General features: G+C 42.8%; 11 protein-coding genes and 1 other RNA gene. 11 read left to right on the forward strand and 1 reads right to left on the reverse strand.

The annotated features are described in order from the left end of the window. The first annotated feature begins 7 nt into the window (after positions 1–7). From AAIG11_RS05115 to ssrA, 4 genes are all read left to right on the forward strand, one after another. Positions 8–1,432, forward strand: coding sequence for an ADP-ribosylglycohydrolase family protein (locus tag AAIG11_RS05115; protein WP_343185167.1), 1,425 nt, complete (start codon positions 8–10; stop codon positions 1,430–1,432). A 41-nt stretch (positions 1,433–1,473) separates the two neighbouring features. Further along, positions 1,474–2,376 carry a ribokinase gene (rbsK, locus tag AAIG11_RS05120; protein ID WP_343185168.1) on the forward strand — a complete coding sequence of 301 codons (903 nt, stop codon included), beginning with the start codon at positions 1,474–1,476 and terminating at the stop codon, positions 2,374–2,376. A gap of 102 nt (positions 2,377–2,478) precedes the next feature. Then, positions 2,479–2,943, forward strand: a complete 465-nt coding sequence (gene smpB, locus AAIG11_RS05125) for an SsrA-binding protein SmpB (RefSeq protein ID WP_283407515.1) — start codon at positions 2,479–2,481, stop codon at positions 2,941–2,943. Continuing rightward, positions 2,944–3,300: a transfer-messenger RNA gene (ssrA, locus tag AAIG11_RS05130) on the forward strand. 170 nt (positions 3,301–3,470) lie between these two features. Here ssrA and AAIG11_RS05135 read toward each other — a convergent pair. Continuing rightward, a complete protein-coding gene (locus AAIG11_RS05135; RefSeq protein WP_343185169.1) occupies positions 3,471–4,124 on the reverse strand; it encodes a TetR/AcrR family transcriptional regulator in 654 nt (217 codons plus the stop codon). Between the two features lie 364 nt (positions 4,125–4,488). Between AAIG11_RS05135 and AAIG11_RS05140 the strand changes: the two genes are divergently transcribed. The 7 genes from AAIG11_RS05140 to AAIG11_RS05170 all read left to right on the forward strand — a co-directional run. Next, positions 4,489–5,814, forward strand: coding sequence for a glycine/sarcosine/betaine reductase component B subunit (locus tag AAIG11_RS05140; RefSeq protein ID WP_343185170.1), 1,326 nt, complete (start codon positions 4,489–4,491; stop codon positions 5,812–5,814). Positions 5,815–5,830: 16 nt separating this feature from the next. Continuing rightward, the gene (gene grdH / locus AAIG11_RS05145; protein WP_343185171.1) at positions 5,831–7,144 is read left to right on the forward strand and encodes a betaine reductase selenoprotein B; all 1,314 of its coding nucleotides are present in this window, start codon (positions 5,831–5,833) and stop codon (positions 7,142–7,144) included. A 28-nt stretch (positions 7,145–7,172) separates the two neighbouring features. Next, the gene (locus tag AAIG11_RS05150; protein WP_343185172.1) at positions 7,173–8,675 is read left to right on the forward strand and encodes a BCCT family transporter; all 1,503 of its coding nucleotides are present in this window, start codon (positions 7,173–7,175) and stop codon (positions 8,673–8,675) included. Between the two features lie 398 nt (positions 8,676–9,073). Then, positions 9,074–9,253, forward strand: a complete 180-nt coding sequence (locus tag AAIG11_RS05155; RefSeq protein ID WP_343185173.1) for an integrase core domain-containing protein — start codon at positions 9,074–9,076, stop codon at positions 9,251–9,253. Between the two features lie 796 nt (positions 9,254–10,049). Beyond that, positions 10,050–10,781, forward strand: a complete 732-nt coding sequence (locus AAIG11_RS05160) for a LytR/AlgR family response regulator transcription factor (protein WP_343185174.1) — start codon at positions 10,050–10,052, stop codon at positions 10,779–10,781. 132 nt (positions 10,782–10,913) lie between these two features. Next, positions 10,914–12,218: a GHKL domain-containing protein gene (locus tag AAIG11_RS05165; RefSeq protein WP_343185175.1), complete on the forward strand. Its 1,305-nt coding sequence runs from the start codon at positions 10,914–10,916 to the stop codon at positions 12,216–12,218. A gap of 277 nt (positions 12,219–12,495) precedes the next feature. After that, a partial coding sequence (locus AAIG11_RS05170; protein ID WP_484477157.1) for a transposase occupies positions 12,496–13,081 on the forward strand: 586 nt, incomplete at its 3' end.

The raw sequence follows: 13,081 nt of genomic DNA on the forward strand, positions 1-13,081 counted from the left end.
ATCGATCATGAAAGCATGGCAAATGGAAAAAGAGCTGATGGAAAAGGCTGTTCCAAAGCTGCTCACGGAAGAAGAACAAGGGTGGAGTGCCATTGAACCCCTGGAAAAAGCAGAAGATGCCCGTATCAAACTCTGGTGGTACAGTGAAGTGCCTGGTTCAGGAGCACCTGAGCGTTTGATCATTGCCGCTATCCAGTCCATGGAAAACAAAGGGTTTCAGGTGGAAGAAGCAGAAGCGTTGATTCAACCGGGATTAAAAGCCTTCAAAGAAGAAGACATGGCGTCGCTGCACCGTATTTCTGGTCAAATTTTTCACCTGCTTAACCAGGCACCCGTGAATGAAGCTTCTACCTATTGGAAATATGCTGCCTATACCAGTTGGGATCAGCTGAAACAAGCGGCCAACTTCCCGGCATCCGTTTCTTTCGATGTGACACAGGCTTCCTTTCAGGATCAGCTGTATGCCGGCTGGCTGGCTCAAATCATTGGAGGAGCCATTGGAACAGCCATGGAGGGATACACGACCCACCAACTGAAAAAAGCCTTCGGAAAAGTGGATGGTTACGTTCGCAAACCAAATACCTTTAATGACGATATTACCTATGAACTGGCGTTCCTGAAAGCCTTTGAATCCAAGGGGTTCCAAATTTCAGCCGCCGACATTGCCGACCAGTGGCTGGCATTGGTTCCTTTTGGGTGGTCGGCAGAAGACATTGCCCTTCGAAACCTGAAACTGGGCATCTACCCTCCCGAAAGCGGCACACTCCACAATCCTTTTTCAGACTGGATTGGTGCACAAATGCGGGGGGCCGTCTGCGGCATGGTGGCACCGGGAAATGCAGAAGAAGCCGCTCGTCTGGCTTGGCTTGATGGCAGTATTTCCCATGCCAACAATGGGATTCTGGGAGAAGTCTTCAATGCAGTGCTGACAGCCAGAGCCTTTGTGACAACACACATGCCTTCGCTGGTGGAAGAAGTGGTGGCCATGATGCCCAAAGATGCCGAGTATACCAGCGTGGTGAACTTTGCATTAGAACAGTGCCGAAAGGCCAATCAATGGGAGACGGCTTGGCGCGCCTGTGAAGAAAAGTATGAAGCCTATAACTGGATTCACGCCTATCCCAATGCAGCCGCACAGGTGGTGGCCCTCTGGTTTGGGCACAACGACTTTAATGAAACCATGAACATCATTGCCTTGGCTGGTCAAGATGTGGACTGCAATGCGGCTCAAATCGCCACCATGCTGGGAATCGCCCGCGGAGTGGAATCCATTGATGCCAAATGGCGTGATCCTATTGGCGACCAACTGGATACCTACCTTCGGGGAATGAAACAAATGACCATCAGCGGACTGGCCCGCTGGACGGCAACAGTGGCCCAAAAGGCAGCGATTGGAGTAATCCATGAATCACCAGGCAAAGCAACCAGCTAACAGAAAAAGAGATTGACAGTAAAAAGAAAGGGAGACGAACCATGAAAATTGCAGTCATTGGCAGCATCAATATGGATATTGTAATGAAAGTGCACCGGTTGCCTGAAAAGGGAGAAACCCTCATGGCCTCCGACTACCTCACTGTTCCAGGGGGGAAGGGTGCCAATCAGGCGGTGGCGGCAGCCCGTCTGGGGGCATCAGTAGCCATGATCGGCGCATTGGGAAATGATGCCTTTGGGGATACTCTGTTGAAAGGTTTTCAAGATGAAGGACTGAATGTGGAAGGGATACAAAGAACAACAGGGGCTTCCGGAAATGCCCTGATCACCGTTGACGATCAGGGAGACAACACCATTCTTGTCTATCCCGGTGCCAACGGAGACATCACGCCCCAGTGGATACATCAGCAGGAAAAGCTGATTCAAGAGGCTGACTGGGTGATGCTTCAGCTGGAAATTCCCATGAACTGCGTTGTTGCTGCGGCAAAATTGGCCAAGAAACATGGGAAAAAAGTGATACTGAACCCAGCGCCGGCGGCAGAACTGCCGCCCGAATTATACACTTTTCTGGATCTATTGACACCCAATGAAACAGAACTGGCCTTACTGACGGGAATCACAGGTAGTGAAGCCGGTATGCAAGAACTGCTGAAACGGGGCGTTAAGACGATTGTGGTTACCCTGGGATCAAAAGGATCCATGGCGAAAAGCAGCGATGGCATCTTTACAGCTGAGCCTTATGCCATCAAAGCAGTGGATACCACCGCCGCAGGAGATGCGTTCAATGCCGGGTTGGTGGTGGCGCTGGCAGAAGAAAGACCACTGCAAGAGGCCCTGGCATTTGCCAATGCCGTGGGAGCACTCACAGCAACCCAAATGGGTGCCCAAAATTCCCTCCCCCTGCGTGGGCAGGTGGATGACTTTATGAAGTCATATCAGGCATGAAACAAGGCTGGTACAAAAGACCTTTTGGCGGTACAATGGAAATAGAGGAAGTGAAGTCACCGGGTTAAGCAAATTTATCTGGTGGTGAAAGGACTGAAATGCATGGCAGAAAACGTTAAAATTATTGCCCAAAATCGAAAGGCCCGTCATGATTATTTCATCGAAGAAACCTACGAAACAGGAATTGTTTTAAAGGGTACCGAGGTGAAATCAATCAGAGGCGGCCGCATCAACTTGAAGGATGGGTATGCCAAGGTTGAAAATAGTGAAGTTTTCCTGTATAATGTACATGTAAGCCCTTATGAACAGGGAAATATTTTTAATACCGATCCTATGAGGGTTCGCAAACTCCTGCTCCACAAGCGGGAAATTCGCAAACTCATCGGCTATGTACAGCAAAAGGGGTACTCCCTGATTCCGCTGAAGGCATACCTGAAAAATGGGAAGGTGAAAATCGAGCTGGCGGTAGCCCGGGGCAAGGCCCAGTATGACAAGCGGGAAACCATCGCCAAGCGCGACGCCGACCGCCGCATTCAGAAAGAGCTGCGGGAACGGCAAAAACAGTAAGGGGACGTACTGGTCTCGACGGGGGTTTGGAGTCTTCAGAAGCGAGCCGTGTTTTTGTTTCGGGTACACGTTAAAGAACGGGACACCTAAAGATAAACGCTAACGAAAATTACGCTTTAGCAGCTTAATATAGCTGCTCGTCACCTTCGGTAAACCCGCGGGCCGAAACGTGACGTCAACTTAGCGGGGAACGCCGCAGGGGGGTGCCTTGACCCTGCGTTGTACAACTGGGGCTGGTCAAACCTAAATGCTGTTGCTGGCAGTTAGGCAAGACGAGATCTAAATCAGCAGCTGCGCTCGGAGAAACTGGTGGCAAAGGGCCTTCGGACAGGGGTTCGACTCCCCTCGTCTCCACCAAATTTAAAACCTAAAAACACAAAACCCACTGAATTCAGTGGGTTTTGTGTTTTTTTAAAATACGACGATTACTTGGTTACATGTCACAGTATATGTAGATTCTGATACTGTCAGTACTGGCAGACTGTTACTGGGTTAATCAAAATCTGCCAAAAAACCTTTCATCATTACTAGGATAGGCCTAACTTAATAATCATATCTAAATACTCCATAAACTTATTTGTATATAATTGAACATCTTTGCTTTCTGTTTCGCGGTATCTGTTCAAAAGACCACTGTAAGTTAAAATCATTAAATCATTAATTTTTTCTGCAGTTTCTTGATCAGAGAAATAGCCATTTTCAAGACAATTGTCTACAAGGGCCATGTTTCTCTTGTAAATATCATTTTCACTTAACATGGCTATTAGCCGCTTATTCTCTGTCTTCAATCGATCAGGGAATATTTTGTGATATAAAGTTACCGTTTCATTTAATTGAAGACTATATCTAGAAAAAAACAAATCATAAAAATCATTGGGATTCTTAAAAGTCTCTTCAACAAAAATACGAAAAACATTTTTCAGCTCATCCAATGGAGACAAATCATCTGGTATTTCTTTGTATAAGCGTGTTTTATAAACTTCAAGATTTGAAATCTTAGTAAAAAAAATAAGATGTTCCCAGTCATTGAAATAGTTATAAATGGTAGCACCATTATATCCAGCTTTTTTTGCAATGTTTCTAATAGTTGCTTTTTCGATTCCTTCTTCTTGGATAATTTGGTCAGCAGCTGTTATAAAATAAGCCATCATACGCAATCTTTTTATGCTTAAGCTATTCATATAATCTCTCCAATAAGTTCACCTATATTTATACTCTATAGAATATGTTCTCCAAATTTAGCAATCAGCCACTGTCTTCTATTTTTGATGATTGAACGCGTACAAAAATTATAACACACAAGTGTCGAAAAAGACAATGTAACATTAGGCTTTAGATTATTTCAGTTGAAGACGAAAAGCTTGCTCGGATGTTTGAACTACTAAATCAAAATGAACATCCAAAACTAAACATGTAAAGCAGTGAAAACCACGGCAAAAATAAACACATTTATAAAATTAACATGTTTACAAAACAAACATGTTCATGGTATGATAGTCGCAAACCTAGTTGATAATTAATTATCAATTTGAACGGAGGATGTAAATGAGATTAGAAATTGGAAACTTCCAAGTTCAAAATATAGAATTTGGGGTGAAATCTTCTTATCAGAATGGAACGTTAACAATTAACAAAGACGAAGCACTGGCTGTCGTCATGGAAGATGAGCACATTATTGAGGCTGATCTTGTTCTGACCAAACCCGGAGATGATGTTCGAATCGTACCTGTGAAAGAAGCCATTGAGCCACGATTTAGATTAAATGCCGGACCTACATTTCCGGGTGTTACCGGTAAGATTGAAAGGGTTGGCAATGGGAAAACGGTTGCACTTAAAAATTGCAGCGTTTTAGCAGTGGGAAAACACTGGGGTAGTTTTGGTGATGGATTAATTGATATGAGTGGCGAAGGTGCCAAGTATTCCATCTTCTCAAAACTAAACAATATTTGTTTGGTGGCTGATACAGATGAAGCCTTTGAGCGCCATGAAGTACAGAAGAAAAACCATGCCTTGCGATGGGCATCCCATCGTTTGGCGGAATACTTAGGCAGTATCGTAAAAGACATAACGCCAGAATCATCTGAAGTATTTGAGCTAGGACCGATTACAAAACGTGATGAAAAGGTTCAAGGCTTACCATCCGTTGTGTTTATCATGCAGCCACAATCCCAAATTGAAGAATCAGGTTTTAATGATTTAGTTTACGGATGGGATGCCAACAGAATGATTCCAACGTACATGCATCCTAACGAGATTTTAGATGGTGCGATAATCGGTGGAAGCTACATGTGCTGCTCTTCAAAATGGTCAACCTATGATTTCCAGAACTGCCCAATAATAAAGTATCTTTACAATGAGCATGGGAAGACATTTAACTTCTTGGGTGTCATCATGTCAAACCTTAACGTTTCCCTGGAGCAAAAGGAGAGAGCCGCCATGTTCGTACAGCAGATTGCCAGCAACCTTGGCGCAGATGCGGCTATCATTACGGAAGAAGGTTATGGCAACTCAGATGCTGACTTCATTGAATGTATCAGGCTTTTAGAAGAGTCAGGCATTAAGACAGTTGGATTAGCAAATGAATGCACTGGCCGTGATGGACTCTCGCAGCCACTGGCAGCTTTGGATAGATCTGCCGATGCACTTGTTTCGTGCGGCAATGTTTCGACACTAATTGAATTACCACCTATGGGCACTGTGATCGGTGAACTGGAGTCATTAATGAGAGATGGACTGTCCGGTGGTTGGGCAGATGATGAAAAACTGGGACCTTCGGTTAGAGAAGATGGATCCATTATCATGGAGAACAATGCTATGTTTTGTGGAGATTCGACACTGGGGCAGTCACCTAAAACAGTCATAGAATTTTAATGAAGGAGGTGAAAAAATGAAAAAGGGAATTTTATACTTAAATCAATTCTTTGGACAAATTGGTGGAGAAGAAAAAGCAGATTATGAACCAACGATTCATGATGGACAAGTTGGAGCAAGTCTTTTGCTAAACACTCTATTGGAAGGTGCAGAAATTACTCACACTGTGATCTGTGGCGATAATTTCATGGGTTCCAACGAACAAGAAACCGTCGATACCATCTTGGGATTTCTGGAAGGAAAAGAGTTTGATATTTTCTTTGCGGGGCCAGCTTTCCAGGCAGGTCGTTATGGAAACGCCTGCGGTGTCATATGCAAGGCTGTCAAAGAGAAGTTTGGTGTGCCTGTTGTGACGTCCATGCACCAGGAGAATCCGGGTGTCGATATGTTCAAGAAAGACATCTACATTTTAAGAGGTGGTCCCAGTGCCGCTAAAATGAGAAAAGACATGCAAAAAATGGCTGAACTGGGAAATAAGTTTTTAAAAGGTGAAGAGATAAAAGGTGCTGAAGCAGAAGGCTATTATCCACGGGGGATCCGTTTTGAAGTCTTTTTAGAAGATGAAACACCCGCTGCTGAGAGAGCCATCAATATGCTGCTTAAAAAAATGAATCACGAACCTTTCGTCTCGGAACTACCAATACCAGAGCTGGAAACAGTACCAATCGCACCGGCAATCAAATTAGCTGATGCCAAAATCGCTCTTATTACGTCAGGCGGCATTGTGCCAGTTGATAACCCGGACAAAATCCAATCTGCCTCAGCAACACGTTGGGGACGTTACTCCATTGCAGGACTTGAAAGATTGGGAAATGAAGCAGACGGTGCCTTCAAAACAATTCATGCCGGATATGATCCATCAGCAGCAAATACTGATCCTAATATAACGTTGCCTTTGGATGCGCTCAGAGCTTACGAAAAAGAAGGAAAGATTGGAAGTATTCATGATTATTATTATGCGACTGTTGGTACAGGCACAGCAGAGGGAGAAGCTGCAAGAATGGCCCTGGAAATCATAGAATACTTAAAAGCAGATGGAGTCGATGCTGTAATCCTCACCTCCACCTGAGGCACCTGTACACGTTGCGGTGCAACGATGGTCAAAGAAATCGAAAAATCAGGTATCACAGTTGTACAAATGGCTAACCTGATTCCTATTGCTAAAACGGTAGGTTCAAATCGAATGGTTCCAACGATTTCGATTCCCTATCCTTTGGGGGATCCTAAAACATCGAAAGAAGAGCAATGGAAATTAAGGTATCATCGAGTGGGTGTTGCATTAGAGGCTTTGGCAACAGACATCGAAGAACAAACGGTCTTTGAAGTATAACACTTAAGAATGGAGGTTAGGATAAAATATGAAAAAAGAACAGTTTTGGAATCCAGTGTTTACAATCGCTTTAATCGTATCAGTGATTATCGTTGGTCTTGGTGTTGCTTTACCACAGGGTTTTGCAAGCTTAACATCAGCATCCTTTGATTTTTTGGTCGGTAATTTTGGTTGGTTTTATATAATAACGATGTCTTCATTCGTGGTATTTTCACTTGTGATATTGTTTAGTAAGTACGGTGATATTAAACTGGGTAAGCCAGATGATAAACCTGAGTATAGTTTAATGTCATGGTTTGGAATGCTTTTTAGTGCAGGCATGGGTGTAGGTCTAATTTTCTTCGGAGTAGCAGAGCCATTGTTCCACTTTGGGGGGCCTCTGACTGGGATCGCACCAGAATCTGCAGAAGCACTTGACTTTGCTTTTAGAAAGTCATTTTTACACTGGGGATTGCATCCTTGGGCAGCTTATGCCATTATGGCATTGGCATTAGCTTATATGCAGTTTAGAAGAGAAGAAACAGGTCTTATCAGTAGCATCTTTATTCCTCTGATTGGAAGAGAGAAAGCCACCGGGCCAATTGGTAAGACAATCGATATCTTAGCCATTTTCGCGACAGTAGCTGGTGTTGCGTCTTCACTTGGGATGGCAACCATGCAAATTAATGGTGGATTGAATGGATTGGTGGGATTACCCGTTAATACTGGTATTCAATTGGCTATTATTGGCATTATCACCTTCTTATTTGTTATAACGGCAGTCTTGGGAATTGAAAAAGGCATTAAGCTGGTATCAGACATGAACATTACATTGTGTTTTGGATTAATGCTGGTCGCCTTTTTAGTCGGGCCAAAGGTTGAAATATTGAATAACTTAAGTAACTCTGTGGGTTTATATTTGGCAGGACTCATACCAGATAGTTTTGCAGTGTCTGGCGAACCGTGGTACGGCTGGTGGACGGTATTTTACTGGGCTTGGTGGATTGCCTGGGCTCCATTTGTTGGCACATTCATCGCCAGAATATCCAAGGGCCGAACCATCAGACAATTTATTGCTGGCGTTTTAATTGCACCAACCATTATGAGTTTCTTCTGGTTCTCAATCTTTGGCACCGTTGGTATTAAAGTATATGATAAAATTGGTGCTTTCACCACAGAAACAGCCTTCTTCCAAGTGTTTGAACATTATCCCTTAGGCACATTATTATCTGGTGTGGCCGTATTGTTATTAACCACCTTCTTTATTACATCCGCTAACTCAGCAACCTTTGTTATGGGTATGTTTTCAGAAGGCGGAAATTTAAATCCAGGCACACCTAAAAAAATCATTTGGGGGCTGGTAACAGCAGGCCTGGCAGCCGTATTATTACTTGCCGGTGGTTTAGGGGCTTTACAAACAGGTTCAATTGTAGCCGCATTCCCATTTGCATTCGTGATGATTGCAGCAATGGTCTCATTTGCCAAAGCGCTAAAAGGTGATGCAGCTTATATGGCTGGACAACAAGATATTTCAGATGAAAAATCGGTATAGTTGGTGGAACGCTTAGCTGTTCCAGCATAGAACTTAAGGAAAATATCTTAAGTACTTAGTGCTGTGAGACTAACCTGTTGGGATTTATATGGAAGCTAACTTATGCAGATTGAATTTTCTGAAGCAACTTAGATTTTCTTCAATCTGAGATCTATTAAACAGTTTCTGTGAAATATAATTCTAGTGCATACTTTAAGAATCTATACTCAATGTTTATTATTTGCTAATTGTATTAAAGTCTGCGATATTGACAAAATCCGTGACCACCCATTGATAAAGAGCACTTTATCAATGGGTGGTCATATTATGTCATGAAACTGCTGGAATAAGCAGGGCCTACTGAAAAACACTAAACCCATTGAAAACACTGATTTCCAACCCGGTTTATGATACAATAAGTGCAAGGTAAACTAAAGTATGAACTGATCTACATCTACGATTTCGAATCACCCGGCCAGCTGCGAAAAGCCCTGGCAGCCTACATCAACGAATACAATACCTATCGCCCTCGTTCATCCATTGGTGACCTGTGTCCTGAAGTCCTCTACCACGGCCCACACCTTCACATTGCCTCGTGATCAGTTAAGCCAAATGGGGGAGGACGCCGGCAAAGCGCAGTTGGCTTTACCTTTGCAAGGCGGACGGTTCCCATGGAGGCCCATCTTTGACTGAACTGCATCGTAGCAACTACTTAATCCGCGGCCGAAGACACCAGGTGGCATAAGATTCTGCTTCGTGCCTTTGATGAGGGTTTCATCATTTCGATCCTATTTAGCAGTAACTACCTGGTTGCCATTTTAAACCAAAATCAAGAAGGGAGACTAACTTAAAAATCTTGATTTTGTGTCTTGACTTTGGGGTGCATTATACATTGATCGACCATAATCACATAAATGCTTTACAAGTGGACAGTTAAAGATGAGTACAAAATGCTTCCTGGGCTGTGATTTTGTGATCTCGATGAGAATGACAGATTTCATTTTTTCATGCATTCCAATCACAAAGAAAATGTCCAGTGTAGTCAGCGGATAAAATGTTGCAAAGGATTGTCGGTGATTGTGGGCAGTTTCTTTGGGCGACAGCGCCACGAAACAAGAGACTGCACGCAACTCAAAAGAAGGACCACCTATGGATAAAAGCTTTATCAGCAGGTGGTTTTTTGCCTTAAAACTTGAGATGTGTGGCTTTGATATTCTTTTATTTGAGTTAAAAACAATGTTTGGCAGATTTCGAAAAAGTAGTATAATACGAAATGAATAAAGAAAGCTGGTAAAACCCGAAAATAATCGCTAAACTATAAGAAACAGGTACGGATGTTAAATACTGAAAAATCAGTTGTACATCAAGTTTACGACATGATAAAGGAGGGGCAGTATGATTCGTATAGCGATCTGTGATGACGAAGATCAGGAAGTTCAGCGTGCGCACGACTTTCTTTCTAAGTATATACAAGCACACCCACAATATGAGTACACAATCGACTCCTTCTCTGCTCCTTTGGAGTTATTGTCTCATGTGGAAGATCATGGAGGCTTCGACATATTCCTGCTGGACGTCTATATGGCTGGCATGCTTGGAACGGAAGCTGCACGGGAATTACGCCGGTTGGATACCAACGGAGAAATCATTTTTCTGACAACCTCTCGCGATCACGCCGTTGAGGCCTTTCAAGTGGATGCAGCTCAGTATCTGGTGAAGCCTTACACAGAAAGTGCCATTTTTAAGGCTTTAGACAAAGTGTTTCATCGATTGATAGTAGAAAGACGCCACCTGATTACGCTCAAGACATCAGAAGGGATGGTACGTCTTTTTACAAGGGATGTAGTCTTTACAGAAACAGGCAGAAACAATTATCAAATCATATATACGATACAGGGAGACAAAATTGAAGTGCGCATGACAGCCACAGAGCTGTTTGAACTCTTGGTGCCAGCCAAGTTTTTCGTGAGATGCGGCGTTTCTATTAACGTAAACCTGAAATACATTCGACAAATTACGAAAGATGTCATCATCTTTGATTCAGGTGAACAGTTGACATTCCCTTACCGTGCCTACCAGAAGCTGAAAGCAGCATTTCTCAGTTTTCAAATGAGTACAGATGAATAAACACGGCAAATACCCCGAAACAGATGGCAATTACCCCAAAAAAATGGTTATTAGTTAATTTATGCTACGATATCTTTAAATAATTAGCCATCACAAAGCAGAAAATTATCACAAAACGAGGGGGCAGCTGATGTGTGGTATAGAAGCCTGGTCTTTTTATCATTTTTGCAATCAGTTATTGGTTTTACGTTGATGGCTTCCTCAATGATGCGTTTTAAGGAGCCTGTCAAAAAGCGAATCATGTCAGGACTCGTTGTCATGATTTTTGGAATCAGCTTTCTTTCGTACACGCTTTTCACCCAAGGCATTGATTCGGTTGATCGTTTTGCCATACTTGTCATTCTATTGATTCAACTTTCATGGTTTTTAATCTCCTCTGGTGACCGGTTTTTCGTATCTCTCTTTATTTTTCTCACCTTTGTTAACATTTATATTTCTATCAGCTACATAAGTGATAATTTTTCTATTGGTTTTGACGGGAATGCCTTTATTGGTGCACGCATCATCATACGCTTGGGGATCTATCTTGTAATACTACCGCTGTTGTTCAAATATGTTCGTCCGCGTTTTCGAATGCTGGTGGAAACCTTGGACAAGGAGTGGCGCATGGCCACATTGGTTCCATTGATGTTTTTAATGATGCAAATCATGGTACTGTATTATCCGGAACCCTATTGGTACTGGAGTAGTGGTAATTGGTCAAGATTTGTTATTGCAACAGTGTACATTTTATTTTTAGCTGTTTACCATCTTCTGTATATACAGGCAAGTGCCATTGTTGAAAAGTATGCTCTCGAAAAGCGACAACTGCTTATGGCACAGCAGGAAAAACTGTGGGAACTGGAGCTGATTCGCCAGAAGGCAACAGCTACATTGGTATTTCAGCAGAAACACGACATGCGCCACCACAATGCCGTCATTATGGGGCTACTGCAAAATGGAGAAATGAACACATTGAAAGATTATGTGAAAAGTTTTGATGAAACACTGGATTCCCACCGCACCCAGACGTTTTGTATGAATCCGATTGCCAACAGTATACTGAACCTCTATGCCAGTAAAGCAGAAGAAAAGGACATCAAAACAAACTTTCATGTCAATGTACCTGAGTGCATAGGTATCGACAATATCGATCTTACCTGTGTACTTGGAAATGCGTTGGAGAATGCCTTTGAAGGATGTCTTCGACTGCAAGAGGACAGGGAAAAGGAAATCAACGTTACCATCAAGTACATCGACCATCGTTTGCGGATAAAGGTGGAGAACACCTGTCGAACAGATATCACCTTCGATGAGGAACTGCCTGTCACACAAAAACTAATTGGCGGAACAGGCACCAGAAGCATTCTCTACACCGCCGAACGTTACGATGGAACGGCAGGGTTCTCTGTGACCAATGGGAAATTCATCACGCAGGTTGTCCTCAATGGGAAATAGTATCGGTTCCAAAACGAAGTCATATACGGCTGCCAGTCTTCACGGGCAGTCTTTTCTTATGAGAAGATTACTAATATACGTGAAAGGTACAGAGCAGCAAGGTCTCTTTTTCATTTTTTCAATATAGCATAAGCTGTTTCGATTCTTTTTTTGTGGGTTGTGTATTTGGTAATCTAAAAATACAATAAATGGCAATCAGAAATACAAAAAAGTAATTGCCAGCGCAAACCTTAAACAATACCCTATTAAGTGACTAAGCTTATAGGGAGGAAAGGAAGTGCTGACAATTACTCAAGTCCATTATATCCGAGAATTGTTTTACGAGGAAGGTAAAAGTTACTCAGAAATAAGTTCCATGACTGGTAAGAATTATCGCACTGTCAAAAAATATATTGAAATGGAAGATTTCAACGAACAGAACCACCAGGCACTGCGACCCAATAAATCAGATGTCTTAAGACCCATTATTCAAAAGTGGTTGCTGGAAGATCAATCAAGACACCGTAAGCAAAGACATACCGCCACCAGAATCTATGACCGGCTAAAAACTGAGCATCCTGACCTTCTTGAAGTTTCAGATCGTACCGTAAGAAATATCGTCAAAGAAGAAAAAGAGAAAATCTATAGTTCCGGTAGTGCCTATTTGCAGCTTCACCATCCTGGTGGAGAAGCGCAGGTTGACTTTGGTACATTTGAAGCCTATGAAAACAATACACTGAAGAAGTTTCGCGAACTAATTCTCTCTTTTCCAAAATCAAATGCCGGGTTTGCTGTTGCCACAAAGAGCGAAACCAGAGAGGCACTTCTAGAAGGCTTGGCAGTCATTTTTAACTACATAGGCTGCGTGCCCCGATCCATTTGGT

This window comes from Anoxynatronum sibiricum (assembly GCF_039414295.1).
In the GTDB taxonomy this organism is placed as follows: Bacteria; Bacillota; Clostridia; order Peptostreptococcales; family Tindalliaceae; genus Anoxynatronum; species Anoxynatronum sibiricum.

Bases quoted from the DNA above. Each gene is read 5' to 3' on its own strand.
- AAIG11_RS05115 (WP_343185167.1), top strand. From the start codon at position 8: ATGAAAGCATGGCAAATGGAAAAAGAGCTGATGGAAAAGGCTGTTCCA.
- rbsK (WP_343185168.1), top strand. From the start codon at position 1,474: ATGAAAATTGCAGTCATTGGCAGCATCAATATGGATATTGTAATGAAA.
- smpB (WP_283407515.1), top strand. From the start codon at position 2,479: ATGGCAGAAAACGTTAAAATTATTGCCCAAAATCGAAAGGCCCGTCAT.
- AAIG11_RS05135 (WP_343185169.1), bottom strand. From the start codon at position 4,124: ATGAATAGCTTAAGCATAAAAAGATTGCGTATGATGGCTTATTTTATA.
- AAIG11_RS05140 (WP_343185170.1), top strand. From the start codon at position 4,489: ATGAGATTAGAAATTGGAAACTTCCAAGTTCAAAATATAGAATTTGGG.
- AAIG11_RS05150 (WP_343185172.1), top strand. From the start codon at position 7,173: ATGAAAAAAGAACAGTTTTGGAATCCAGTGTTTACAATCGCTTTAATC.
- AAIG11_RS05160 (WP_343185174.1), top strand. From the start codon at position 10,050: ATGATTCGTATAGCGATCTGTGATGACGAAGATCAGGAAGTTCAGCGT.